We start from the raw sequence: 25,516 nt of genomic DNA on the forward strand, positions 1-25,516 counted from the left end.
TTCTCGTCCCTTCATGGAGGTGTACGCGGATGACCAGTACGGTTCCCGCACTCGGTACCCGAACGGCCGAAGGCTCCACGCTGCAGGCCGTGCTCCTCGACATGGACGGGACCCTCGTCGACTCCGAAGGCATCTGGTGGGACGCCGAGACCGCCGTCTTCGCCGCTCTCGGGCACACCCTCGACCCCGCGTGGAAGCAGATCGTGGTGGGCGGCCCCATGACCCGCAGCGCGGGCTTCCTCATCGAGGCGACCGGCGCCGACATCACCGTCCCCGAGGTCACCGTGCTGCTCAACGACGCCTTCGAGCGGCGCATCGGCGGGGCGCTGCCCCTGATGCCGGGCGCCGCGAGACTCCTCGCCGAACTGGCCGCGCACGACGTGCCCACCGCCCTCGTCTCCGCCTCGCACCGGCGCATCATCGACCGCGTCCTGGACTCGCTCGGCGCCCACCACTTCCGCCTCACCGTGGCCGGGGACGAGGTCACCCGCACCAAGCCGCACCCCGAGCCGTACCTGACCGCCGCCACCGGCCTGGGGGCCCAACCCACCCGCTGCGCCGTCATCGAGGACACCGCCACCGGGGTCGCCGCCGCCGAGGCCGCCGGCTGCCACGTCGTCGCCGTCCCGTCGATCACCCCGATCGAGCCGGCCAGGCGGCGCACCGTCGTGCCCTCCCTCGAACACGTCAACCTGCCTTTCCTGCATGGCCTGATGACGCCCTGACGGCTGCCCCCGTGGCCGAATCGCCGCGCCTGCGCCCGCAGTTGAATGTGTGAGCTTTCCCACTCGACCGGGGGTCGACAGACGCGGCGAGCCGTGCTGTACAACCGCTTCGACACCCTCCGGGCGTGACCTTGTGTCCCGATTGGTCGCCCCCTGGGCCGAACCTTCCTCCTGAGGTGTTTTCGGTGCGTCCACGCCCGGTTCCGCTCCGTGATGGCCCGAATCCTCCAGCCCCTGCGGGCCCCGGCGGCGCGCCCATTAATGTCGTCGCGAGAACATCGCCTTGACCCTCCCGTGTCCGCGCGCACCACCCCTGCCCCCGGTCCCACGGGATCAACAGCTCTGGAGAACTTCGAGCATGAACCGCAAGACTTTGGTGCTGCCGGCCGTCGTCGGCCTGCTGGCCCCGGTGCTCGCCGCGTGCGGCGGTTCCGACGGCGGGGGTTCGGACGGCGACGCGATCGCCGTGGGCACCACCGACCGGTTCGTGGCGACGAAGAAGATCCCTGCCCCGTTCGACCCCGCGTACGCCTACGACGCCGGGTCCTGGAACGTGCTGCGCCAGACCGTGCAGACGCTGATGGCGATGCCCCGCAGCGGCAGCGGCGAGCCGGTGCCCGAGGCCGCCGAGAGCTGCATATTCACCGACAGCGGCAGCGAGCGCTACGTCTGCACCCTGCGCAAGGACCTGAAGTTCGCCAGCGGCGACCCGGTCACCGCGGCCGACGTCAAGTACTCCATCGACCGCGTCCGCGCCATCAAGAGCAGCAGCGCCTCGTACGGTCTGCTCTCCACGATCGACACGATCGAGACGCAGGGCTCCGACAAGGTGATCTTCCACCTCAACACCCCGGACGCCACCTTCCCGTACAAGCTGGCCACCCCGACCGCCGGCATCGTCAACCCCGACGACTACGACAAGCGCAAGCTGCGCGACGGCTTCGAGGTCGACGGCTCCGGCCCGTACACGATGCAGGCCGAGGTCGACGGCGACGCGATCGTCAAGACCGTCTTCACCAAGAACCCCCACTACAAGGGGCAGTTGAAGCCGAAGAACGACAAGGTCGAGCTGGTCTCCTTTGCCGACGCCGACGCCATGGGCAAGGCGCTGGAGAAGGGCGACATCGACCTGATGACGCGCACCATGTCGCCGGAGCAGATCAACGCGTACTCGACCACGCCCCCCAAGAACGTCAACCTGGTCGAGATGCCCGGCATGGAGATCCGCTACCTGGGCTTCAACACCACCGCCGACAGCGTCCGCAGCAAGGCCGTCCGCCGCGCCATGGCACAGGTCGTGGACCGCGGCGAGCTCGCCGCCGGCGTCTACGGCACCACCGCCGAACCGCTGTACTCGCTGGTCCCGGCCGGCATCACCGGTCACCAGAACTCGTTCTTCAACAAGTACGGCGACCCGGACAAGGCCAAGGCCAAGCAGATGCTGAGCCAGGCGAACATCAGCACGCCCATCAAGGTGACCCTGCACTACACGAGCGACCACTACGGCTCGGGCACCAAGAAGGAGTTCGAGGTCCTGCAGAAGCAGCTGAACGCCAGCGGCCTGTTCGACGTCGACATCAAGGGCGACAAGTGGGAGACGTTCCGCGACTCCCAGCTCAAGGGCGAGTACGACGTCTACGGCCTCGGCTGGTTCCCCGACTTCCCCGACGCCGACAACTTCCTCGCGCCCTTCCTGGACAAGGACAACTTCCTCGCGACCCCGTACGCGAACAGCAGCATCCGGGGCCAGCTGATCCCGGCCGAGCGGCGCGAGGCCGACCGTCTCACCGCGTCCAAGAGCATCCAGCAGATCCAGAACATCGTCGCCGACGACGTACCGGTCCTGCCGCTCTGGCAGGGCAAGCAGTACGTCGCCGCCCGCGACGACATCACGGGCGTGGAGTGGGCGCTCTCCGCCTCCTCCGTCCTCCAGCTGTGGGAGCTGGGCCGCGGCGTCAGCGGCTGAGCCCCCTGGGGGGCCGGTCCCGACGCCGCGGCCGGCCCCGCCCCCGCCCGCACGACCGACGACAAGGCACGTACGTGACAATGCGCATCCAGTGGCCGGCCCTGCCCCTCGGCATAGGGCTCGCCGCGGCCCTGCTGACCGGCTGCGGCTCCGACCAGGGCGGCTCCGGCGGCACCGGCGACTCCGTCGTCATGGGCATGTCCGACGACATCCAGGCCACCGACCCGGCGTCCGGCTACGACCCGGGCTCGTGGCTGCTGTTCAACAACGTCTTCCAGTCGCTGCTCAGCTTCCCCAACGGAGCCACCGAGCCGCAGCCCGAGGCCGCCAAGGAGTGCCACTTCGACGGCTCGGGTACCAAGGTCTACTCGTGCACGCTGCGCTCGGGACTGAAGTTCAGCAACGGCAACGCGCTCACGGCGAAGGACGTCAAGTTCTCCTTCGACCGCATGATGACCATCAACGACGACGCCGGCCCCGCGATCATGTTCCCCATGCTGGACAAGGTCGAGACGCCGGACGAGTCCACCGTGGTCTTCCGTCTCAAGTACGCCGACGCCACCTTCCCCAGCAAGATCGCCTCCGGCGCCGGCTCGATCGTCGACCACACCGCCTACCCGGCCGACGCCCTGCGCAAGGACGGCAAGGCCGTCGGCTCCGGCCCCTACCGGCTCGACTCGTTCGGCAAGGGCGAGGCGGTCTTCTCGGTCAACGACAAGTACGAGGGCACCGCCAAGGCCAAGAACACCGGCGTCACCATGAAGTTCTTCCACGGTGACCAGGCAGGCCTGAAGAAGTCCCTGCTCGACGGCGACATCGACCTCGCCTACCGCGGCCTCGCCGCCAAGGACGTCGCCGACATCCAGGCAGCCACCGGCAAGGACGCCGAGACCGCCAAGAAGCTCGACGTCGTCGAGGGCACCAGCGCCGAGGTCCAGCACCTCGTCTTCAACATGAAGGACCCGGTCGTCGGCAAGCTCGCCGTCCGCAAGGCGATGGCCTACCTGATCGACCGCGACGCCCTCATCGACGAGGTCTACGACAACACCGCGACCTCGCTGTACTCGATCATCCCGGCGGGCATCGGCGGCCACAACACCGCCTTCTTCGACACCTACGGCGCCCACCCTTCCACCAGCAAGGCCCAGGCCGCGCTGGAGTCCGGCGGCGTCAGCGGCAAGGTGAAGCTGACGCTGTGGTCCACGCCCTCGCGCTACGGACCGGCCACCGACGCCGAGCTCAAGGCCATCGCCGGACAGCTCAACGCCAGCGGCCTCTTCGACGCGGACGTCAAGTCCGTCGCCTTCTCCCAGTACGAGCGGGACATCAAGTCCGGCAAGTACGGCGTCTACGTGAAGGGCTGGGTGCCCGACTACCCGGACCCGGACAACTTCACCCAGCCGTTCTTCGGCGACGGCAACGTCCTGGCGAACAACTACACCAACGACACCATCACCGGCACGATCATCCCGCAGACCGGCGCCCAGAGCGACCGTGCCACCACCACCAAGCAGTACGAGCAGCTCCAGGACATCGTCGCCCAGCAGCTGCCGATCCTCCCGATCTGGCAGGCCAAGCAGTACGCCGTCGCCCGCGACAACGTCTACGGCCTGGAGAACTGCCTCGACGCCTCGACCGTCTTCCGGTTCTGGGAGATCAGCAAGGGCTGACCCCGGCGCACGCGGCACACGCGAAGGCGGCGGCCACCTCCGGGTGACCGCCGCCTTCGCGTGGTACGGCTCTACTGGGCGCCCGGCCGGACCAGCCCGGACTCGTACGCGTACACCGCGGCCTGCACCCGGTCGCGCAGCCCCAGCTTCGTCAGCACGTGCCCGACATGGGTCTTCACGGTCGTCTCGCTCACGAACAGGTCCGCGGCGATCTCCGCGTTCGACAGGCCCCGCGCCACCAGCTTCAGCACCTCGACCTCGCGCTCGGTCAGCGTGTGCAGCGTGTCCGGCACCGGCTCGTCGCCCGACGGGAGGTGGTCCGCGTACTTGTCGAGCAGCCGGCGCGTGATGCTCGGCGCGAGCATCGCCTCCCCGCCCGCGACCACCCGGATCGCCTGCACCAGCTCGTTCGCCGGGGCGTCCTTCAGCAGGAAGCCACTGGCCCCCGCCTTCAGCGCCTCCACCACGTACTCGTCGAGATCGAACGTCGTCAGGACCAGCACCTTCGCCGGACCGTCCTTGCCGGGCCCGGTGATCTGCCGGGTCGCCTCGACCCCGTCCATCCGCGGCATCCGGATGTCCATGAGCACCACGTCGGGCTGGAGCGCCCGGACCTGGTCGAGGGCCTGGAGCCCGTCACCGGCCTCACCGACGACCGCGATGTCCTGCTCGGCCTCCAGGATCATGCGGAAGCCGGTGCGCAGCAGCGGCTGGTCATCGACCAGTAGGACGCGGATGGCCACGAAAGTCTCCTTCGCTAGTCCGGCCCATTCTGCCCTGCTAGCCCTCGCCCGACGCGGCCACCCTGACCGGGAGCGGATAGGGCGGCGGGGTCCCGCCGAATTCCGGGCACACCGCCTGGTGGTCGCACCAGCCGCACAGCTTCGTCGGCCGGGTCCGCCACTCGCCGGTCGCGGTCGCCTCCTTGATCGCGTCCCACAGCGCGTGCACCTTGCGCTCCACCCGCTCCAGATCGGCGATCACGGGGTCGTACGTCAGCACGTCCCCGCTGCCCAGGTAGACCAGCTGGAGCCGCCTCGGCACCACGTTCTTCAGCCGCCACACCACCAGCGCGTAGAACTTCATCTGGAACAGCGCGCCCTCCGCGTACTCGGGGCGGGGCGCCTTGCCCGTCTTGTAGTCGACGATCCGCACCTCGCCGGTGGGCGCCACGTCGACCCGGTCGATGATCCCGCGCAGCCTGAGCCCGGACTCCAGCTCGGCCTCCACGAACAGCTCCCGCTCGGCGGGCTCCAGCCGGGTCGGGTCCTCCAGCGTGAACCAGCGCTCGACGAGCCGCTCCGCGTCCGCGAGCCAGCGCGTCATCCGCTCGCCCTCCGCGTCGTCGGCGAACAGCTCGCCCAACTCGGGCCGGGACTCGCGCAGCCGGTCCCACTGACCCGGGATCAGCGACTTGGCGCGCGGCGCGGTCCGCTCCCCGGCCGGCGCGTCGAACAGTCTCTCCAGCACCGCATGGACCAGCGTGCCCCGCGTCGCCGCCTCGCTCGGCTTCTCCGGCAGCTTGTCGATCACCCGGAACCGGTACAGCAAGGGGCACTGCATGAAGTCGCTCGCGCGCGACGGCGAGAGCGAGGCCGGCGCGACCGCGGTCACCGCCGCGACGGCGGCGACCCCGGGGGTGGCAGCGGTGACAGCGGTGACGGCGGCGACAGGCACGGTCTCACCGGGGCCGCTCGCCGCGCCGCTCTCGGGGCCGGGCCCCGGGCTCGTCCCCGGCTCCGGCTCGGTACTGGTCTCCATGCCCCACGACGATACGGGCCGCCACTGACACTCAGGCACCTGCGCGTCCCCGGCGTCTTGCGTAGCGTGGCCCGGGGGAGTCGACCGGGGCCACCGGACACCGTCCGCATACCATCGACGCCAGAACGTCCCGCTCCGGCGGGAGACGCTCGAACGAGGGGACCGAGGGATCACCGTGGACGAGAGCGGGCAGCCGCAGTCCGGCACCGGCGGGGCGACGCCGCCCGCCGAGAGCACCGGGGGCTCTCCCGCGCAGCCCCGCCCCCGTGCCGAGCCCCCGGCACACACCCCACCCACCCCGGCCGCGTCCGAGCCGGACGACCGCCCGGCCCAGGCCGCCTCCGGTCCTGCGACTCCGCCGGACCGGGACCCGGCCGGCCGGCCCACGGACCCCGGCGCCGGCGAGCCGACCCCGGCCGCACCGGACCCGGGCCACCGCCCCGCGCAGGAGCGCCCGGGTGCCGACGCGCCGGCCGCACCGGGCCCGGACGACCGTCCCGCGCAGGAGCGCCCGGGTGCCGACGCGCCGGCCGCACCGGACCCGGGCCACCGTCCCGCGCAGGAGCGCCCGGGTGCCGACGCGCCGGCCGCACCGGACCCGGACGACCGCCCCGCGCAGGAGCGCCCGGGTGCCGACGCCCCGGCCGCACCGGACCCGGGCCACCGTCCCGCGCAGAAGCGCCCGGGCGCCGACGCCCCGGTCGCACCGGACCCGGACGACCGCCCCGCGCAGGAGCGCCCCGGCGAGTCCACCCCGGCCGCGCCCCGCCCGGACCGCCCCGCAGCGGCGCGCCCCGGCCCCGAGGATCCCGCCACCGAGGACCCCGCCCGGAGCCCCTACGACACCCATCCCGACCGCGCCGCCGCCACCTCCGGTACTCGCAAGGGGCCGGCCAAGCCGCCGCCCAACCCGCGCGGCGGCATCCTCATGGGGCGCCCGTTCGGCGTACCGGTGTACGTCGCCCCCAGCTGGTTCCTCGTGGCCGCGCTGATCACCTGGGTCTTCGGCGGCCAGCTCGACCGCGTGCTGCCCGAGCTCGGCGCCGCCCGCTACCTCGTGGCCCTCTTCTTCGCGGTCGCCTTCTACGCCTCCGTCCTCGTCCACGAACTCGCCCACGTCGTGGCCGCCCTGCGCTTCAAGCTCCCGGTCCGCCGGATCCAGCTCCAGTTCTTCGGCGGCGTCTCCGAGATCGAGAAGGAGTCGGAGACCCCCGGCCGCGAGTTCGTCCTCGCCTTCGTCGGACCCCTGCTCTCCCTCGTCCTCTCCGGCGTCTTCTACCTCGCCATGACGGCCGTCGAGCCCGGCACCGTCCCCGGCGTCCTCCTCGCGGGCCTGATGGTCTCCAACCTCATCGTCGCCGCGTTCAACCTGCTGCCCGGCCTCCCCCTGGACGGCGGCCGCATGCTCCGCGCCGTCGTGTGGAAGCTCACCGGCAAACCCATGAGCGGCACGATCGCCGCGGCCTGGGTCGGCCGCGCCCTCGCCGTCACCGTCCTCATCGGCCTGCCCCTGCTCACCCAGTCCGGCGCCCTCGGCGAGAGCGCCGAGGACGTCAGCGGCATGGACACCGTCACCGACGCCCTGCTCGCCGCGATCCTCGCCGCGATCATCTGGACCGGCGCCGGCAACAGCCTGCGCATGGCCCGGCTGCGCGAACACCTCCCCGAACTGCGTGCCCGCACCCTCACCCGCCGCGCCGTCCCCGTGTCGGCCGCCACCCCCCTCTCCGAGGCCCTGCGCCGCGCCAACGAGTCGGGGGCCCGCGCCCTGGTCGTCGTCGACGCCGACGGCGAGCCCCGCTCGCTGGTCCGCGAGGCCGCCATCGTCGGCGTCCCCGAACACCGCCGCCCCTGGGTCCCGGTCAGCGGCCTCGCCCAGGACCTCACCGACGGCATGCGCGTCTCCGCCGAGCTGGCCGGGGAGGACCTCCTCGACACCCTGCGCGCCACCCCCGCGACCGAGTACCTCGTCGTCGAGCACAACGGCGCGATCTACGGCGTCCTCTCCGCGGCCGACGTGGAGCGCGCCTTCGTCAAGGCCATGGCCCGGCCCGCGTAGCGCACCGCGGGAGGCGGTGGTCGGCGGCCACCGCCAGGGCCGGTAGGCTGGTCACATGTCCGAACCGACCGGTGCCGCCCGCCGACGCGGGCCCTTCAAGGTCGGGGACCAGGTACAGCTGACCGACCCCAAGGGCCGCCACTACACGTTCACGCTCGAAGAGGGAAAGAACTTCCACACCCACAAGGGTTCCTTCCCGCACGACGAGCTGATCGGCGCTCCCGAGGGCAGCGTTGTCCGCACCACCGGAAACGTCGCCTACCTCGCGCTGCGCCCCCTGCTCCCCGACTACGTCCTGTCCATGCCCCGCGGCGCCGCCGTGGTCTACCCCAAGGACGCGGGGCAGATCCTGGCCTTCGCCGACATCTTCCCCGGCGCACGCGTCGTCGAGGCGGGCGTGGGCTCCGGCTCGCTCAGCAGCTTCCTGCTGCGCGCCATCGGCGACGAGGGCATGCTGCACTCCTACGAGCGCCGCGAGGACTTCGCCGAGATCGCCAAGGGCAACGTCGAGCGCTACTTCGGCGGCCCGCACCCCGCCTGGCAGCTGACCGTCGGCGACCTCCAGGACAACCTCACCGACGGCGACGTCGACCGGGTCATCCTCGACATGCTCGCCCCCTGGGAGTGCCTGGACGTCGTCAAGAAGGCGCTCGTCCCGGGCGGCATCCTCTGCTGCTACGTGGCCACCACCACACAGCTCGCCCGCACCGTCGAGTCCATCCGCGAGATCGGCTGCTTCAACGAGCCCACCTCGTGGGAGTCGATGATCCGCAACTGGCACGTGGAGGGCCTCGCGGTCCGCCCCGACCACCGGATGATCGGGCACACCGGCTTCCTGCTCACCGCCCGGCGCCTCGCGGACGGCGTCGAGCCGCCCATGCGCCGCCGCCGTCCCGCCAAGGGCGCCTACGGCGAGGACTACGAGGGTCCGAACGCCGACGGAGGCAGCCGCGGCCGCTGAGCCGCCGCCCGGCCCGGCCCCACCACGTAACGCGGCGGCGCCGCCACCGACTTCCCGCCCGCTCGGGGGAACTCGGCGGCGGCGCCGCCGCGTTGATGCGGGCGCCGGCACCGGGACGAGGAGCCCGCGCACCGACACCGGACCCCGCCGTTCCCTCGCACTGTGACCTGTGGCACGATGCTGGCCACCCCCACCGGCACAGCCCGCACCACCGGCACAGCCCTCACCACCGGCACAGCCCTCACAGGAGACACTCCTCGTGCAGCAACCCGCCGTCCCGGAACTGGCGCACACCACCACCCGGCCCATCCACTGGCTGGCCACCGCGGCGGCGCTCGCCGCCGTCGTCGCGGCCTCCGGCTTCCTCCAGCCCGGCGCGGCCACCGCGGCCCAGCCCGGCGCCGAGGCGCCCCGCACCACCGCCCACGCCGTCGCACCGCCCGACCCGGCCGCGGTCCGCTTCCCGCTCAACTGCGGGCCGGTCAAGGCCGTCGTCCAGCAGAAGGCCTCCGGCGACCTCGACGGCGACGGCCGGCCCGAGACGGTCGCCGTCGTCCACTGCGACGCGGGCTCCGGCACCCCGCCCGACGGGATCTACGTCCTCACCCAGCCCCGGGGGGCCGGACCCCGGATCGTCGCCACCCTCGTCGACCCGAAGGACAGCTTCTCGGTCAGCGCCTTCGCCGTACGGCACGCGGCCGTCACCGCGACACTCGACGGCTACTCCTCCGACGCGGTCCCGCGCTACCGGCCCGACGTCCACGACAAGGCCGAATGGCAGTGGAAGGGTGGGGCGTTCGTCCGCACCGCCCAGGCCGCGGCCAGCAGCGTCTGAACCGGCACGCACAGGGCCCCGCACGCCGGTACACCGGCCTGCGGGGCCCGTCCGGTCCGGCGGGGGCAGGGCGCGGACCCGACGGGCCCCGTCACCGCCGTCTCACGCCGCGTCGGGCCCGTACACCTCGACGCTGTCCGAAACGCGGCGTACATGGATGCAGTCGCCCGGGCACTCCTTCGCGGACGCCACGACGTCCGTGAGAAGCGGGAGCGGCACGGGCGTTGAGGCACCCGCCTCCTGCAACAGCTCGTCCTGCGGGCTCTTCACATATGCGAGCCCGTCGATGTCCAGCTCGAAGACCTCCGGCGCGTACTGGGCGCAGATCCCGTCCCCGGTGCACAGGTCCTGGTCGATCCACACCTCCAGCGGAACGCTGCTGTCAGTGCCGGATCCGGCCTCTTGCCGCACGGTCATGTCTCCTGCCGTTTCCTGCGTCGCGGCCCCGGAAAACCGACTTCACAGGAGCAAGTCGGGCCAGGCCTGACGGGTGTTGAACGGTTCGACCCTACAACCGCCCGCTTTCCGATGTTGATGGGTGGGTATTCCCCTGGCGTGAGGGAGAGCGCAAGGGTGAAGATCAGACACACTCCTACCGTCTTTGTGATCTAGGGGTTTCAATCAACACCCACCCAGGTAGGGTCTGGAAGCGTCCAGCTCCCCTTGGAGGAGGTGAGGACCGTGGCAGCCCACGACGACGACATCAACCGCGGCATCCGCCCGGGACGAGGGTCCGACGACCCCGCCGGGCAGATTGCCTATCTCGAGCAGGAAATCGCCGTCCTGCGGCGCAAGCTCGCCGACTCTCCGCGTCATACGAGGATTCTCGAAGAGCGGATCGTCGAGCTGCAGACCAATCTGGCCGGCGTGTCCGCTCAGAACGAGAGACTCGCGAACACCCTCCGCGAGGCCCGCGACCAGATCGTGGCCCTCAAGGAAGAAGTCGACCGGCTCGCACAGCCGCCGGCCGGCTTCGGGGTCTTCCTCACGGCGAACGAGGACGGAACGGCCGACATCTTCACCGGCGGCCGCAAACTCCGGGTGAACGTGAGCCCCGGCGTCGAGCTCGACGAGCTCACGCGCGGCCAGGAAGTCATGCTCAACGAAGCGCTGAACGTGGTCGAGGCCATGGCCTTCGAGAGCGTCGGCGACATCGTCACCCTCAAGGAGATCCTCGAGGACGGCGAGCGCGCCCTGGTCACCGGGCACACCGACGAGGAACGGGTGGTACGGCTCGCCGAGCCGCTGCTCGACGTCGTCATCCGGCCCGGCGACGCCCTGCTCCTCGAACCCCGCTCCGGGTACGTCTACGAAGTCGTACCGAAGAGCGAGGTCGAAGAGCTCGTCCTGGAAGAGGTCCCGGACATCGGCTACGAGCAGATCGGCGGCCTGGGCAACCAGATCGAGCTGATCCGCGACGCGGTCGAGCTGCCCTACCTCTACCCGGACCTCTACCGGGAGCACGAGCTGCGGCCGCCCAAGGGCGTGCTGCTGTACGGGCCCCCCGGCTGCGGCAAGACCCTGATCGCCAAGGCGGTCGCCAACTCGCTCGCCAAGAAGGTCGCCGAGGTGACCGGACAGGGCCAGGGCAAGAGCTTCTTCCTGAACATCAAGGGTCCCGAGCTGCTCAACAAGTACGTCGGCGAGACCGAGCGGCAGATCCGCCTCGTCTTCCAGCGTGCCCGTGAGAAGGCCAGCGAGGGCACCCCCGTCATCGTCTTCTTCGACGAGATGGAGTCCCTCTTCCGCACCCGCGGCTCCGGTGTCAGCTCGGACGTGGAGAACACCATCGTCCCGCAGCTGCTCGCCGAGATCGACGGCGTGGAGGGCCTGCAGAACGTGGTCGTGATCGGCGCCTCGAACCGCGAGGACATGATCGACCCCGCCATCCTGCGGCCCGGCCGACTCGACGTGAAGATCAAGATCGAGCGTCCGGACGCCGAGGCGGCCAAGGACATCTTCGGGAAGTACCTCACCCAGCGCCTGCCGCTGCACGCCGACGACCTCGGCGAGAACGGCAGCGACCGGGCGGCCACGGTCCACAACATGATTCAGACCGCCGTGGAGCACATGTACGCGGAATCCGAGGAGAACCGCTTCCTCGAAGTCACGTACGCCAATGGCGACAAGGAAGTCCTGTACTTCAAGGACTTCAACTCCGGCGCAATGATCGAGAACATCGTCGGCCGCGCCAAGAAGATGGCCATCAAGGCCTTCCTCGAACAGAAGCAGAAGGGCCTCAGGGTCTCGCATCTCCTCCAGGCTTGCATCGACGAGTTCAAGGAGAACGAGGACCTGCCGAACACCACCAACCCCGACGACTGGGCCCGCATCTCCGGAAAGAAGGGCGAGCGGATCGTCTACATCCGCACCCTCGTCACCGGAAAACAGGGCGCGGACACCGGACGCTCCATCGACACGGTGGCGAACACCGGTCAGTACCTGTAAAAGACAGGGTGGCTGCGGGTGCCCGGACCGGGCACCCGCAGCCCACTGCTTTTCCGGGCAACTATCACGTGGCCATCCGCGCGACGTCGGAGCGAAGCAATGACGCAAATGATCTCCCCACCGGCGCGGAGGCGTTCTAGGCTCGTCCGTACCGCCGCGTCGCGCCGTGCGGGATCGGGCACCGCACGCGCACCGGAGAACCAGCGGTACTTGAGCGCCGCCCCCGACCGAGGGCGCCGCCGGGCAAGGAGGGCCGCATGACCGTACGGCGAGTAATGGGCATCGAGACGGAGTACGGGATCTCCGTCCCCGGCCACCCCAATGCCAATGCCATGCTCACCTCGTCCCAGATCGTCAACGCCTACGCGGCGGCGATGCACCGGGCCCGCCGCGCCCGCTGGGACTTCGAGGAGGAGAACCCGCTGCGCGACGCACGGGGCTTCGACCTCGCGCGGGAGGCCGCCGACTCCAGCCAGCTGACCGACGAGGACATCGGCCTGGCCAACGTCATCCTGACCAACGGGGCGCGCCTCTACGTCGACCACGCGCACCCCGAGTACAGCTCCCCGGAGATCACCAACCCGCGGGACGCGGTCCTGTGGGACAAGGCCGGCGAGCGGATCATGGCGGAGGCCGCCGACCGCGCGGCGCAGCTGCCCGGCGCCCAGCCGATCCACCTGTACAAGAACAACACCGACAACAAGGGCGCCTCGTACGGCACGCACGAGAACTACCTGATGAAGCGGGAGACCCCCTTCTCGGACATCGTGCGGCACCTGACGCCGTTCTTCGTCTCCCGCCAGGTCGTCACCGGCGCGGGCCGCGTCGGCCTCGGTCAGGACGGGCACGAGCACGGCTTCCAGCTCAGCCAGCGCGCCGACTACTTCGAGGTCGAGGTCGGCCTGGAGACCACGCTCAAGCGCCCGATCATCAACACCCGCGACGAACCGCACTCGGACGCGGAGAAGTACCGCCGCCTCCACGTGATCATCGGCGACGCGAACCTCTCCGAGATCTCGACCTACCTCAAGCTCGGCACGACCGCGCTGGTCCTCTCCATGATCGAGGACGGCTTCATCGCCGTCGACCTTGCCGTGGACCAGCCGGTGCGCACCCTCCACCAGGTCTCGCACGACCCCTCGCTCCAGCATCTGATCACGCTCCGTAGCGGCCGGACACTGACGGCGGTACAACTCCAGATGGAGTACTACGAGCTCGCCAGGAAGTACGTCGAGGAGCGGTACGGCGCCGACGCGGACGACCAGACCAAGGACGTCCTGACCCGCTGGGAGGACGTCCTCGGCCGCCTGGAGAGCGACCCCATGAGCCTCGCCGGCGAACTGGACTGGGTCGCCAAGCGCGAGCTGATGGAGGGCTACCGGCGCCGCGACTCCCTGGACTGGGACGCCGCGCGACTGCACCTGGTCGACCTCCAGTACGCCGACGTACGGGCCGACAAGGGCCTCTACAACCGTCTCGCGGCCCGCGGCAAGATGAAGCGCCTGCTGACCGAGGACGAGGTGGAGCGGGCCCGTACGGCGCCGCCCGAGGACACCCGCGCCTACTTCCGCGGCCGCTGCCTGGAGCAGTACGCGGACGACGTCGCCGCCGCCTCCTGGGACTCGGTCATCTTCGACCTGCCCGGCCGTGACTCCCTGCAACGGGTCCCCACGCTGGAGCCCCTGCGCGGCACCCGCAACCACGTCAAGGAGCTGCTCGACCGGTGCCGGACGGCCGAAGATCTCGTCCGCGTGCTGTCCGGCAGCTGATCTGCGGCTGAAAGGCCTCCGGCAGGGGAATCACAGAGGTGGGCCCCGTACGTTGCACCAACTGCGGGGCCGATGTCGGAACCGACTTGTAGGGTTCTGATCACGAACAGCCTGTACGACACGTACGACGTGTATGTCGAACCGAGCGGGGTGAGCTGGATATGGCGACCAAGGACACCGGCGGCGGACAGCAGAAGGCGACGCGCTCCACTGAGGAGGTCGAGGAGCAGGCGCAGGACGCGCAGGCGACCGAGGACCTCAAGGAGCGCCAGGAAAAACTGAGCGACGATGTCGACTCGGTCCTGGACGAAATCGATGATGTGCTCGAAGAGAACGCAGAGGATTTCGTGAGGTCCTTCGTTCAGAAGGGTGGGGAATAGGCCCCCGATTCCTTCGAATCGAAGGTCGTCTCGTCATGAACGAATCGGGGGGACGACGCTGCTCGCGATGTAAGCAGTCGCTGTCGCGAGCAGCGTTCGCCGGCAACAAGTCCATGCCCGACGGTCTCCAGGCGTACTGCCGCGCATGCTCGGCCGAGTACTACCGCCAGCGCCAGGAGGCCAAGGGCAAGAAGGTGCGGGCTAAGGTCCAGGTGCCCGCGGGCCACAAGCGCTGCCCGCAGTGCGAGATCGTCAAGCCGCACTCCGCGTGGGAACGCAACAACTCTTCCTCGGACGGCTGGGCGAGTTACTGCCGGGCCTGCCGGGCGGAGCGGAACCGGGTCAGCTACTACAAGCGCAAGTACGGCCTCGGGCCGGTCGAGTTGGAAGCCTTGCGCCAGGAGCAGAGAGGCGTGTGCTGTATTTGTCTGTCTGCTCCGGCCGAACATGTGGATCACTGCCATGAGACGGGTAGGGTCCGTGGCGTACTGTGCTTCAGCTGCAACGCAGCCCTGGGGCAGTTCAAGGACCGGCCCGACGCGATAAGGCGGGCCGCCGCATACCTGGAAGGAAACGCGTGGAAGCCAACCCTCGTAGCACCGGGCGTCTACCGGCTGCCTTCCTGACGCCCGGTTCGTCGTCCTTCATGGACTTCCTGGCCGAGCACCAGCCGGAGATCCTGCCGGGGAACCGGCAGTTGCCGCCGACGCAGGGCGTCATCGAGGCCCCGCACGGCACCACCATCGTCTCCGTGACGTTCCCCGGCGGCGTCGTGCTCGCCGGCGACCGCCGCGCGACGATGGGGAACGTGATCGCGCAGCGCGACATCGAGAAGGTCTTCCCGGCGGACGAGTACTCGGCCGTCGGTATCGCCGGCACCGCCGGTCTGGCCGTCGAGATGGTGAAGCTCTTCCAGTTGGAGCTGGAGCACTTCGAGAAGGTCGAGGGCGCCCAGCTGTCCCTGGAGGGCAAGGCGAACCGGCTGTCCACGATGATCCGGTCGAACCTCGGCATGGCGATGCAGGGGCTGGCCGTGGTGCCGCTCTTCGCGGGGTACGACGTCGACCGTGAGAAGGGGCGCATCTTCTCCTACGACGTCACGGGCGGGCGCAGCGAGGAGCACGGGTACGCCGCGACCGGTTCGGGTTCGGTCTTCGCGCGCGGGGCGATGAAGAAGCTCTACCGCGAGGACCTGACGGAGGAGCAGGCGACGACGCTGGTCGTGCAGGCGCTGTACGACGCGGCGGACGACGACTCGGCGACCGGTGGCCCGGACATGGCGCGCCGGATCTTCCCGATCGTCACGGTCATCTCGCAGGACGGGTTCCGCCGGCTGACGGACGCGGAGTCGTCCGAGATCGCCCGGTCGATCCTGGAGCGGCGTCTGGAGCAGCCGGACGGCCCGCGCGCCGCGCTGCTGTGAGCCGTTGTTCGCCCTTCTTTCCTCACTGATGCGTTACTGACAGAAAGGGACGGATAGCCGGTGTCGACGCCGTTCTATGTCTCACCCCAGCAGGCGATGGCCGATCGCGCGGAGTACGCGCGCAAGGGCATCGCCCGCGGTCGCAGCCTGGTCGTGCTGCAGTACGCCGACGGCATCGTGTTCGTCGGGGAGAACCCGTCCCGGGCCTTGCACAAGTTCAGCGAGATCTACGACCGGATCGGCTTCGCTGCCGCCGGGAAGTACAACGAGTACGAGAACCTGCGGATCGGTGGCGTCCGGTACGCGGATCTGCGGGGGTACACGTACGACCGTGACGACGTGACGGCTCGCGGTCTGGCGAACGTGTACGCGCAGACGCTGGGCACCATCTTCTCCAGCGCGGCCGAGAAGCCGTACGAGGTGGAGCTGGTCGTCGCGGAGGTCGGTGAGACCTCCGAGGGGGACCAGATCTACCGGCTGCCGCACGACGGGTCCATCGTCGACGAGCACGGTTCGGTTGCGGTCGGCGGTAACGCGGAGCAGATCAGCGGGTACCTGGATCAGCGCCATCAGGACGGTATGACGCTGTCCGAGGCGTTGAAGCTGGCCGTGCAGGCGCTGTCGCGCGACACGAACGGGAGTGAGCGGGAGATCCCCGCGGAGCGCCTGGAGGTGGCGGTCCTGGACCGGACGCGGCCGCAGCAGCGCAAGTTCAAGCGGATCGCGGGGCGGCAGCTGTCGCGGCTGCTGACGGCCGAGGGCGCCGCCGCGGTGTCGAAGGCGGCGTCGGACGCGGTGTCCGACGATGCCTCGGACGACACCTCCGAGGATTCCACCGAGGAGTAGCGCGCAGCACGTGTGCGGGGGCCCCGGCCGGTTGCTCGATCGGCCGGGGCACACGTGTGTCAGGACCGGGTGCGGGGTGGTGGTGCCGTGGAGCCGCGTACGACCAACTCGACGGGCAGCGGGGTGGTTTCGGGGGTGCGGCCGTCGAGGACGGCGAGGAGGGCGGTCATGCCGTGTTCGCCGACCTCTTCGGCGGGGAGTCGCACGGTGGTGAGTTCGGGTTCGACGGCGGTGGCGAGGGAGAGGTCGTCGAAGCCGGTGACGGAGAAGTGCTCGGGGATGCGCAGGCCCATGCGCCGGGCGGCTTTGTAGGCGCCGGTGGCGAGTTTGTCGTCGTCGCAGACGAGCGCGGTGGGCGGGATCAGCCCGGAGGTGTGCAGGGCGCGCTGGGTGGCGGCGAGGGCGTCCTCGACGGTCAGGGCGGAGCGGACGGTGCGGACCGTCGTGCCGGGGGCCTGGGCGAGCCGGTCGGCGAGTGCCCGGGCGCGGACGTCGAAGGTCCAGGACCGGACGGCCGAGGCGAGGTGCAGGAAGTGGCGGTGGCCCAGGGCGAGCAGGTGGTCGGTGATCTGCCGGACGCCGTCGGCGAGGTCGAGGTTGACGGTGGTGGCGCCGGGGCTGCCGGCCGGGTCGCTGTCGAGCATGACGAGGGGCAGCGCGTCGCCGCGGAGCGCGGTGACGGCGTCGGCGGCCATGGAGGAGGCGAGGATGCCGTCGAGGGTGGCGGGCGCGGAGGGGAACGGGTCGCGGGCGCGGCCGACGCCGTCGGGGGAGGGGTAGAGGACGACGCCGAAGTCGTGGGCGGCGGCGACGCGGGCGGCTCCGGTGTAGACGCCGGCGAAGAACTCGTTGGTGAGTGCGGGGACGACGAGCAGGGCGGTGCGGGTGCGGCCGAGGCGGAGGTTGCGGGCGGCGAGGTTGGGGCGGTAGCCCAGTTCGCGGGCGGCGGCGCGGACGCGCTCGGCGGTGGCGGCGGCGACCCGGCCGCGCCATTTGTCGCCGAGGACGAGGGAGACGGCGGCCTGCGAGACGCCGGCGGCGCGGGCCACGTCCCGGCTGGTGGGGCGGGTGGCCGCTGTCCCGTCCGTACCGCTGGTCACTGCTGCCTCCGTCTGGGTCGTTCCGGGTGGTCGACGTTAGCGGGTGGTCCCCGGGGCCGCGCACGTGGTACGTATAACGCCTTGACGTTATACGTAAAACTTGGTGGAAGGGGGCGGCGCGATGGCCGCCGGGTACGCGGAGATCCTCCGGGCGCGGCACGCGCTGCGGCTGCTCACGGGCACGCTGGTGGGCAGGTTGCCGAACGCCACGGCGGCCATCGCCATCGTGCTGTTCATCCGCGCCGAGGGCGGCACGTACACGCTGGCCGGTGCGCTCGCCGCGATCTACGGCGTGGCCAACGCGGTCGGGCAGCCGGTGCTCGGGCGCCTCGTCGACCTGCGCGGCCAGCCGGTGGTGCAGCTGCCGGCCGCCGTGCTGTCGGCGCTCGCGATGACCGTGTTCACCTTCGCCGGCACGGGCTCGCCCGGGTGGGCGTACGCCTCGGTCGCGGCGGCCGGGCTCTGCACGCCGCCGCTTGAGGGCGGCCTGCGCGCGCTGTGGCCGAGCGTGCTGCCGCGCGAGGAGCAGGTGCACACGGCGTACGCGATGGACGCGATCGCGCAGGAAGTCATGTTCACGGTCGGCCCGTTGCTGGTCACCGTATGCGTGTCGCTGTGGTCGGCGCAGGCCGCGCTGATCGTCCTGAACGTCGTCGGTGTGCTCGGTGCGCTGTCGGTGGTGCTGTCGCGGCCGTCGCGCCAGTGGCGCTCGGCGCCGCGCGAGGCGCACTGGCTGGGCGCGCTGCGCTCGCCTGGCCTGTTGGTCCTGCTCGCCGCGTTCTTGTTCGTCGGCTGCGCGCTCGGCTCGATCACGGTGGCCGGGGTCTCGTACGGCGACGAGCACGGCGGTGGCGGAGGGAACGCGGTCTACGGCTGGATGATGGCCGCGCTGGGGCTCGGCGCGCTGGTGGGCGGCAGCGTGTACGGGGCGCGGCAGTGGAGCGGCGCTCCCGAGGGGCGGCTGCGCCGGCTGGTGGCCCTTCTGGCGCTGTTCTACGTGCCGTTGGTGTCGATGCCCGGGCCGGTGGCGATGGTGGCGCTCACGGCGGTCGCCGGGGTCTTCCTGGCGCCCTGCATCGCCTGCGCGTTCATCGTCGTGGACCGGCACGCGCCGCGGGGCACGGTGACGGAGGCGTTCTCCTGGCTCGTGACGACGTTCACGGTCGGGGCGAGCGTGGGCACGGCGGTCGCGGGGCCGGTCGTCGAGTGGGGCGGCACGCGGTGCGGGTTCGCCGTCCCGGCGGCCGCCGGGGGCCTGGCGCTGCTCGTACTGCTGGCCACGGGGCGGGTTCTGACGGCCCCTCGCACGTCGGGGCGTGGGGTGGCCGCGTGGGAAAATGATCCAAACCGTGCTGTCGAACCCCGTTTCAGCTCGGGGGATCGGGCGTAATGTTCAGACATGGACCGCCGCATTTTCGGGCTGGAGAACGAGTACGGCGTCACATGCACGTTCAGGGGACAGCGACGTCTGTCTCCTGACGAGGTGGCGCGGTACCTCTTCCGCCGTGTCGTGTCATGGGGCCGCAGCAGCAATGTCTTTCTGCGGAACGGTGCCCGCCTCTATCTCGACGTGGGTTCGCATCCGGAATACGCAACACCGGAATGCGACAACGTGACCGAGCTGGTCACCCACGACAAAGCGGGCGAGCGCATTCTGGAAGGCCTGCTCGTCGACGCCGAACGACGCCTGCACGAGGAGGGAATCGCAGGCGACGTCTACCTCTTCAAGAACAACACCGACTCGGCGGGAAACTCCTACGGCTGCCACGAGAATTACCTGGTGGCGCGGCACGGGGAGTTCTCGCGGCTCGCGGACATCCTCATTCCCTTCCTGGTCACGCGGCAGCTGTTGTGCGGCGCGGGCAAGGTGCTGCAGACCCCGCGCGGTGCGGTGTACTGCGTGAGCCAGCGGGCCGAGCACATCTGGGAGGGCGTCAGCTCCGCCACGACGCGCTCCCGGCCGATCATCAACACCCGGGACGAGCCGCACGCCGACGCCGAGCGCTACCGCCGTCTGCACGTCATCGTCGGCGACTCGAACATGTCCGAGACGACCATGCTCCTCAAGGTCGGCGCCACCGACCTGGTGCTGCGCATGATCGAGGCGGGCACGGTGATGCGCGACCTGACCCTGGAGAACCCGATCCGGGCGATCCGCGAGGTCAGCCACGACATCACGGGCCGGCGCAAGGTGCGCCTGGCCAGCGGCCGCGAGGCCTCCGCCCTGGAGGTGCAGCGCGAGTACTACGAGAAGGCCGTCGACTTCGTCGAGCGCCGGGGCATCCGCACCGGCACCGTCGACCAGGTCCTGGAGCTGTGGGGCCGCACGCTCGACGCGATCGAGGCGGAGGACCTCGACCGCATCGGCACCGAGATCGACTGGGTCATGAAGTACAAGCTCATCGAGCGCTACCGCGCCAAGCACAACATGACCATGTCGCATCCGCGGGTGGCGCAGATAGACCTCGCCTACCACGACATCCACCGCCGCCGGGGCCTCTACTACCTCCTGGAGAAGAAGGGCCAGGCCGCCCGGATCTGCAACGACCTGAAGATCTTCGAGGGCAAGTCGGTGCCGCCGCAGACCACGCGCGCGCGGCTGCGCGGCGACTTCATCCGCCGGGCCCAGGAGCAGCGCCGTGACTTCACGGTCGACTGGGTCCATCTGAAGCTGAACGACCAGGCGCAGCGGACCGTGCTGTGCAAGGACCCGTTCCGCAGTGTGGACGACCGGGTGGAGAAGCTGATCGCCGGTATGTAAGGCGGTCCGGGGGGTTCCCCGGTCCGTCCCGTGCCAACCGGGGCCTCGTGCGAATCATTCGTACGAGGCCCTTCGGCCGCCCTTGGAAAGGGTGGGGGAGGGCCTAGAGTGGCCGGACCGTACTCGAGCGACCTGAGGATCATTGTGCGACGCCGACTTGCAGCTCTACTGATCGTGCCGGCACTGGCGCTGACCGCGACGGCCTGCGGCAGCGACGACGGCAAGAAGGACGCGGCGGACAAGGCGGACTCCTCCGCGTCGCCGTCGGCGACCGAGGTGCCCAAGCCGGTCGACACCGCGAACCCGATGCCGAAGGTGAGCGGCGCCGTCGGCAAGAAGGCGACGATCTCGCTCCCCAAGGGCGACCCGAGCGGCAAGTTCGTCGTGCACACGCTCTCCGAGGGCAGCGGCGCAGAGGTGAAGAAGAACGACCTGGTGTCGATGAACTTCACGGGCAAACTCTGGAAGGGCGGCAAGGACCTCGGCACGACGTACGGGGCGCAGGGCGGCGGTGACCAGATGGTGACGGCGGGTGGCCAGGGCCAGCTGCCGGCCTTCGCGCAGGCCGTCGTGGGTCAGAAGGAGGGCAGCCGGGTGCTGGTCGTGGCGCCGCCGGCGGCGGGCTTCGGCAGCCAGGGCAACCCGCAGGTCGGCATCACCGCCACGGACACGCTCGTCTTCGCCGTGGACGTCGGCAAGGTCATCCCGAAGAAGGCCGAGGGCACGCAGGGCGCGATCCCCTCGAACCTGCCGCAGATCCAGGCGGACAAGGAAGAGCCGGCCACCATCTCCGTGCCGAAGAACGACCCGCCGAAGAAGCTCGTCGACCAGGTCCTGATCCAGGGCAAGGGCGCCGAGGTCAAGAGCGGCCAGACGGTCGCGATGCAGTACAGCGGCGCCGCGTGGAAGCCGAACGAGGGCAAGAAGAAGGCCGAGCTGTTCGACTCGTCCTGGAAGACGGGCCAGCCGTTCTCGACGGTCATCGGCAAGGGCCAGGTCATCAAGGGCTGGGACACCGGGATCGTCGGCAAGCACGTCGGTGACCGGGTCCTCCTGGTGATCCCGGCCGACCAGGCGTACGGCAAGGAGGCCAAGGGCGAGACCCTCCCGGCCAACTCGACGCTGGTCTTCGTGGTCGACATCCTCGCCGCGCACTGACCGCCCCACAAGTGGCAGACTGTTCCGGTTGCCCAACCGCCGACAAGCAGGAGCACTACACGTGAGCATCGACAAGCCCGAGATCGACTTCCCCGACGGCCCGGCCCCGACGGACCTGGAGATCGTGGATCTCTGGGAGGGCGACGGCCCCGAGGCGAAGGCGGGCGACACCGTCTCCGTGCACTACGTGGGCGTGGCCTTCTCCACCGGTGAGGAGTTCGACGCCTCCTGGAACCGCGGCACCCCGCTGCAGTTCCAGCTCGGTGGCGGACAGGTCATCCAGGGCTGGGACAAGGGGCTGCAGGGGATGAAGGTCGGCGGCCGCCGCCGGCTGACCATCCCCGCGCACCTCGCGTACGGCGACCGCGGCGCCGGTGGCGGCCGCATCGCCGGCGGCGAGACGCTGATCTTCGTCTGTGACCTGATCTCCGTCTGAGTCCGTCGCACCTCGACCGCATTCGGTCGGCGCAGGGCCCATGCCTGTCGGCATGGGCCCTGCGCTTTGCCCCTGGCTTTTGCCGGTACACCCCGTAGCGGTACGGTCATCGGTCGGGAGCCACATGAGGAAAGGGCGTCGATGGCCATTGCCAAGGCCGAGCGGCTGATGAATCTGGCGCTGTGTCTGCTCGGGACGCGGCGGCCACTCAGCAAGCGCGAGCTGCGGGGGTCCATCGAGGCCTACCTGGAGGCGGGCAACGACGACTCCTTCAACCGCATGTTCGAGCGCGACAAGGATGATCTGCGCGAGCTCGGCCTGGTCATCGAGACCGTGGAGAACCTCGACGGCGACGTCGGCTACCTCGCCCGCCGCGACAGCAACCGGCTGCCGCCCGTCACGCTCGACGCCGAGGAGGCCGCCGCGCTCGGCCTCGCCGCGAAGGTGTGGCAGCAGGCCCGCCTGGCCGGAGCCGCCAGCGGCGCCCTGCAGAAGCTGCGGGCCGCGGGGATGCCCGAGGACGTGGACCCGTACGAGAGCCACGGTGCGCTCGAACCCCGGATCCCGGTGCACGAGGCGTCCTTCGAACCGCTGATGCTGGCCTGCCGCGACCGCAGGCCCGTGGTCTTCGACTACCGCAAGGCGACCGCCGCGCGGCCCACGCCCCGGCACGTCGAGCCGTGGGCCCTGGAGTGCTGGCGCGGGCACTGGTACCTGGCGGGCTGGGACCGCGACCGGGAGGCCGAGCGGGTCTTCCGGCTCTCCCGGATCACGGGCAAGGTCCGATCGCGCGCCGGACAGTTCAAGGCCGAGGTGCCGGACGTGGTGACCGTACGGGAGACCGTCGCGGGCTGGGCGGGGGAGAGCGCCACGCGCTCCGCGCTGATCAGGCTGCGCGCCGGTGCGGGTTACCCGCTGCGGGCCAAGGCCGTCTCCGTGCGGGAAGGGGACGACGGCTGGGACGAGTTGGAGATCCCCTACGGGCACGGGCTCGACGCCTGGCTGGTGGAGTTCGGGCCCGACGTGGTCGTCCTGGAGCCCGCGGAGCTGCGGGCCGACGTCGTGGACCGGCTGCGCGCCGTGGCCAAGGGCTGAGGGGGAGAACGGACGGTATGGCTTCCAATGCCATCGACCAGACCCGGCGGATGCTGTCCCTGGTGACGTATCTGCGTGAGCGCCCCGGCGCCCGCGTCGAGGACGTCGCCCGGGCCTTCGGCATCACCGAGGACGAACTGATCTCGGACCTGGACGTGCTGCCGCTGTGCGGCACCAGCTTCCGCGGCGGTGACCTGCTCGACATCGACACCGACGGCGACCGCATCTGGTGGCACAACCCGGACGACGTCGCCGAGCCGCTGCGGATCGCCGCCGACGAGGCGACCGCGCTGCTGGTCGCCGCGCGGGCCGTGGCCACGCTGCCGGGGCTGCGCGAGAGCGACCGCCTCGCGCTGCTGCGCGCGACCGCCAAGCTGGAGGCCGCGGCCGGCGAGGTCGCGAGCGCGAGTGCCCGGCTGAACGTGACCTTCGAGTCCGAGGGCGGTGTCTTCGCCGACGTCGACCGCGCGATCTCCGAGCGCCGCCGGCTGTGGATCCGCTACTACTCGCCCGCCCGCGACGAGGTCACCGAGCGGGAGATCGACCCGATCCGGCTGGTCAGCGTCGGCCACACGTACGTCGAGGCGTGGTGCCGCAGGTCCGAGGCGCGGCGCACGTTCCGGCTCGACCGGGTCGCCGAGATCCGGGTCCTGGACGAGGCCGCGGCGCCCCCCGAGGTGGAGCTGCGCGACCTCTCCGAGGGTCTTGTGCAGCCGGCCGCCGAGGACCCCGAGGTCATCGTCGAGGTCGGGCCCGGCGGGCGCTGGGTCGCCGAGTACTACCCGCACGACAGCGCCGAGGAGCTGGCCGACGGCGGCCTGCGGATCACGCTGCGCACGCCCGACCCGTCCTCGCTGCGCCGGCTCGCGCTGCGGCTCGGCAGGGACGGGCACATCGTGGCGCCGGCCGAACTCGCGGTGAGCGCGCGGGACGCGGCGCGGCGGGCGCTGGCCGCGTACGACGAGGCCGTCGGGGCCGCATGAGGCAGTGGCGGACGCCCCCGGCGGACGCGGTGGGCGCGGTGGGCGTCAGGGGCGGAACGGACGAAAGGTGCGAAGTGGACAGGATGACCGGTGTGGCCGGTTTCACCGAGGTCGCCAGGGTGTCCGCGCCGGTCGCCGCCGTGGCACCGGTCGTCTTCAAGGCCGCGTGCCCGGACTGCCGCGCCCGGTGCGAACTCGCCGCCACCGCGCTCCGCCTGGCGATCGGCGCCAGCCGCCGCACCACCTTCTACTCCTTCACCTGTCCCGAGTGCGGCACCTCGGTGCGCAAGCCCGCCGGTGAGCGCATCGTCGAACTCCTCACCGGTGGCGGGGTGCGCACGCTCCGCCTCCACCAGACCGTCTAGGCTCGGCGCATGTTCTGGGCGATGCTGGCCGTGGCGATGGGATTCGTGGGACTGGCCGTGCTGGCCGTCTTCGCGGTCAGGGTGTTCGTCGAGGCGGAGCGGCTCGGACGCCAAGTCGCCGACACCACGCGGCAGATCAACCGCGCGGCCGAGGAGCTGGAGCGGGCCGCGGTGAGCGTGGCCAGGGCCGGCGGCGAGGCGCTCTGATCCGTCCCGGTCCGTGCCCGCGTACCGCGTGGCGGGAGGGAAAGCGCTTTACCACCGTGATCTGTCCGACCCCCAGGTCGGACGGGTACGCTCCATGAGGCGGCCTGATAGTGAGGCGTGGGCCGCAATTGGGAGTATGCACGGGGATTGCCCCGTGTTCACCCCCACGGGATACGATCGCTGCCAGCACGGTGGTCGGACAACAGTCCGAAGTCCGATCGGTACCGGCAGTCCCGCCCCCTGCCGCCTCAGTGAGAAGGTAAACGGATATGTTCGGAAAGCTCGGCGCACCCGAGATCATCCTGATCCTCGTCGTGATCATCCTGCTGTTCGGCGCGAAGAAGCTTCCGGACATGGCGCGCTCGCTGGGCAAGTCCGCCCGCATCCTCAAGAGCGAGGCCAAGGCGATGAAGAACGAGGGCAAGGACTCTTCCGACGCCCCGGCCGACCCGCCCAAGCACGACGAGCAGCCCCCGGCCCAGCGCACCATCCAGGCCGCTCCCGGCGACGTGACCAGCTCGCGCCCCGTGACCGAGCAGACCAACCAGGCGTCCAAGAGCTGAACCGG

General features: G+C 70.6%; 25 protein-coding genes. 21 read left to right on the forward strand and 4 right to left on the reverse strand.

What is annotated here, in order from left to right; translation table 11 throughout:
* The first annotated feature begins 29 nt into the window (after positions 1–29).
* The 3 genes from ACIBW6_RS18075 to ACIBW6_RS18085 all read left to right on the forward strand — a co-directional run bounded on the left by ACIBW6_RS18075 (position 30) and on the right by ACIBW6_RS18085 (position 4,361).
* Positions 30–725 (forward strand): HAD family hydrolase, encoded by a 696-nt coding sequence (locus ACIBW6_RS18075; protein ID WP_399060617.1) that lies wholly within the window; start codon positions 30–32, stop codon positions 723–725.
* Positions 726–1,083: 358 nt separating this feature from the next.
* Complete coding sequence (locus ACIBW6_RS18080) at positions 1,084–2,691, forward strand: ABC transporter substrate-binding protein (RefSeq protein ID WP_399060619.1); 1,608 nt, start codon at positions 1,084–1,086, stop codon at positions 2,689–2,691.
* Between the two features lie 74 nt (positions 2,692–2,765).
* Entirely contained in the window at positions 2,766–4,361 is a 1,596-nt protein-coding gene (locus ACIBW6_RS18085; protein ID WP_399060621.1) for an ABC transporter substrate-binding protein, read from the forward strand.
* A gap of 71 nt (positions 4,362–4,432) precedes the next feature.
* Here ACIBW6_RS18085 and ACIBW6_RS18090 read toward each other — a convergent pair whose 3' ends face one another.
* On the reverse strand, positions 4,433–5,104 hold the full coding sequence (locus ACIBW6_RS18090; protein WP_399060623.1) for a response regulator: 672 nt from the start codon (positions 5,102–5,104) through the stop codon (positions 4,433–4,435).
* Between the two features lie 37 nt (positions 5,105–5,141).
* Positions 5,142–6,122, reverse strand: coding sequence for a RecB family exonuclease (locus ACIBW6_RS18095; protein ID WP_399060625.1), 981 nt, complete (start codon positions 6,120–6,122; stop codon positions 5,142–5,144).
* 175 nt (positions 6,123–6,297) lie between these two features.
* On the opposite strand from ACIBW6_RS18095, the gene ACIBW6_RS18100 reads away from it, so the two are divergent.
* The 3 genes from ACIBW6_RS18100 (at position 6,298) to ACIBW6_RS18110 (ending at position 9,977) form a co-directional block, all read left to right on the forward strand.
* Positions 6,298–8,181 (forward strand): site-2 protease family protein, encoded by a 1,884-nt coding sequence (locus ACIBW6_RS18100; RefSeq protein ID WP_399060627.1) that lies wholly within the window; start codon positions 6,298–6,300, stop codon positions 8,179–8,181.
* A gap of 55 nt (positions 8,182–8,236) precedes the next feature.
* The gene (locus ACIBW6_RS18105; protein WP_399060629.1) at positions 8,237–9,142 is read left to right on the forward strand and encodes a tRNA (adenine-N1)-methyltransferase; all 906 of its coding nucleotides are present in this window, start codon (positions 8,237–8,239) and stop codon (positions 9,140–9,142) included.
* A gap of 259 nt (positions 9,143–9,401) precedes the next feature.
* Positions 9,402–9,977, forward strand: a complete 576-nt coding sequence (locus tag ACIBW6_RS18110) for a hypothetical protein (RefSeq protein ID WP_399060631.1) — start codon at positions 9,402–9,404, stop codon at positions 9,975–9,977.
* 102 nt (positions 9,978–10,079) lie between these two features.
* Here ACIBW6_RS18110 and ACIBW6_RS18115 read toward each other — a convergent pair whose 3' ends face one another.
* On the reverse strand, positions 10,080–10,394 hold the full coding sequence (locus tag ACIBW6_RS18115; RefSeq protein ID WP_399060633.1) for a ferredoxin: 315 nt from the start codon (positions 10,392–10,394) through the stop codon (positions 10,080–10,082).
* A gap of 264 nt (positions 10,395–10,658) precedes the next feature.
* On the opposite strand from ACIBW6_RS18115, the gene arc reads away from it, so the two are divergent.
* From arc to prcA, 6 genes are all read left to right on the forward strand, one after another.
* On the forward strand, positions 10,659–12,425 hold the full coding sequence (gene arc, locus ACIBW6_RS18120; RefSeq protein ID WP_399060635.1) for a proteasome ATPase: 1,767 nt from the start codon (positions 10,659–10,661) through the stop codon (positions 12,423–12,425).
* 257 nt (positions 12,426–12,682) lie between these two features.
* Positions 12,683–14,194, forward strand: coding sequence for a depupylase/deamidase Dop (dop, locus tag ACIBW6_RS18125; protein ID WP_399060637.1), 1,512 nt, complete (start codon positions 12,683–12,685; stop codon positions 14,192–14,194).
* A gap of 161 nt (positions 14,195–14,355) precedes the next feature.
* On the forward strand, positions 14,356–14,574 hold the full coding sequence (locus tag ACIBW6_RS18130) for a ubiquitin-like protein Pup (protein WP_190193994.1): 219 nt from the start codon (positions 14,356–14,358) through the stop codon (positions 14,572–14,574).
* A 35-nt stretch (positions 14,575–14,609) separates the two neighbouring features.
* Entirely contained in the window at positions 14,610–15,200 is a 591-nt protein-coding gene (locus ACIBW6_RS18135) for an endonuclease VII domain-containing protein (RefSeq protein ID WP_399060640.1), read from the forward strand.
* Positions 15,152–15,997 (forward strand): proteasome subunit beta, encoded by an 846-nt coding sequence (prcB, locus tag ACIBW6_RS18140; RefSeq protein ID WP_399060642.1) that lies wholly within the window; start codon positions 15,152–15,154, stop codon positions 15,995–15,997. The genes ACIBW6_RS18135 and prcB overlap by 49 nt, the downstream gene beginning before the upstream one ends.
* A gap of 60 nt (positions 15,998–16,057) precedes the next feature.
* Positions 16,058–16,843, forward strand: coding sequence for a proteasome subunit alpha (prcA, locus tag ACIBW6_RS18145; RefSeq protein WP_399060644.1), 786 nt, complete (start codon positions 16,058–16,060; stop codon positions 16,841–16,843).
* Between the two features lie 59 nt (positions 16,844–16,902).
* Here the strand turns inward: prcA and ACIBW6_RS18150 are convergent, their stop codons facing one another.
* Positions 16,903–17,943 carry a LacI family DNA-binding transcriptional regulator gene (locus ACIBW6_RS18150; protein ID WP_399060646.1) on the reverse strand — a complete coding sequence of 347 codons (1,041 nt, stop codon included), beginning with the start codon at positions 17,941–17,943 and terminating at the stop codon, positions 16,903–16,905.
* A 121-nt stretch (positions 17,944–18,064) separates the two neighbouring features.
* On the opposite strand from ACIBW6_RS18150, the gene ACIBW6_RS18155 reads away from it, so the two are divergent.
* From ACIBW6_RS18155 to tatA, 9 genes are all read left to right on the forward strand, one after another.
* Positions 18,065–19,333 carry an MFS transporter gene (locus ACIBW6_RS18155; protein WP_399060648.1) on the forward strand — a complete coding sequence of 423 codons (1,269 nt, stop codon included), beginning with the start codon at positions 18,065–18,067 and terminating at the stop codon, positions 19,331–19,333.
* Between the two features lie 9 nt (positions 19,334–19,342).
* Positions 19,343–20,704: a Pup--protein ligase gene (pafA, locus tag ACIBW6_RS18160; RefSeq protein WP_164558827.1), complete on the forward strand. Its 1,362-nt coding sequence runs from the start codon at positions 19,343–19,345 to the stop codon at positions 20,702–20,704.
* 144 nt (positions 20,705–20,848) lie between these two features.
* Positions 20,849–21,862 carry an FKBP-type peptidyl-prolyl cis-trans isomerase gene (locus ACIBW6_RS18165; protein WP_399060651.1) on the forward strand — a complete coding sequence of 338 codons (1,014 nt, stop codon included), beginning with the start codon at positions 20,849–20,851 and terminating at the stop codon, positions 21,860–21,862.
* 61 nt (positions 21,863–21,923) lie between these two features.
* On the forward strand, positions 21,924–22,298 hold the full coding sequence (locus tag ACIBW6_RS18170) for an FKBP-type peptidyl-prolyl cis-trans isomerase (protein WP_399060653.1): 375 nt from the start codon (positions 21,924–21,926) through the stop codon (positions 22,296–22,298).
* Between the two features lie 141 nt (positions 22,299–22,439).
* Positions 22,440–23,393 carry a helix-turn-helix transcriptional regulator gene (locus ACIBW6_RS18175; protein WP_399060655.1) on the forward strand — a complete coding sequence of 318 codons (954 nt, stop codon included), beginning with the start codon at positions 22,440–22,442 and terminating at the stop codon, positions 23,391–23,393.
* Between the two features lie 17 nt (positions 23,394–23,410).
* Positions 23,411–24,376, forward strand: coding sequence for a helix-turn-helix transcriptional regulator (locus tag ACIBW6_RS18180; protein WP_399060657.1), 966 nt, complete (start codon positions 23,411–23,413; stop codon positions 24,374–24,376).
* 83 nt (positions 24,377–24,459) lie between these two features.
* Complete coding sequence (locus tag ACIBW6_RS18185) at positions 24,460–24,741, forward strand: hypothetical protein (protein WP_399061060.1); 282 nt, start codon at positions 24,460–24,462, stop codon at positions 24,739–24,741.
* A gap of 9 nt (positions 24,742–24,750) precedes the next feature.
* Positions 24,751–24,948: a hypothetical protein gene (locus ACIBW6_RS18190; protein WP_399060659.1), complete on the forward strand. Its 198-nt coding sequence runs from the start codon at positions 24,751–24,753 to the stop codon at positions 24,946–24,948.
* 269 nt (positions 24,949–25,217) lie between these two features.
* Complete coding sequence (tatA, locus tag ACIBW6_RS18195) at positions 25,218–25,511, forward strand: Sec-independent protein translocase subunit TatA (RefSeq protein WP_399060661.1); 294 nt, start codon at positions 25,218–25,220, stop codon at positions 25,509–25,511.
* Positions 25,512–25,516 lie beyond the last annotated feature (5 nt).

This window comes from Streptomyces sp. NPDC049813, assembly GCF_044465085.1.
In the GTDB taxonomy this organism is placed as follows: domain Bacteria; phylum Actinomycetota; class Actinomycetes; order Streptomycetales; family Streptomycetaceae; genus Streptomyces.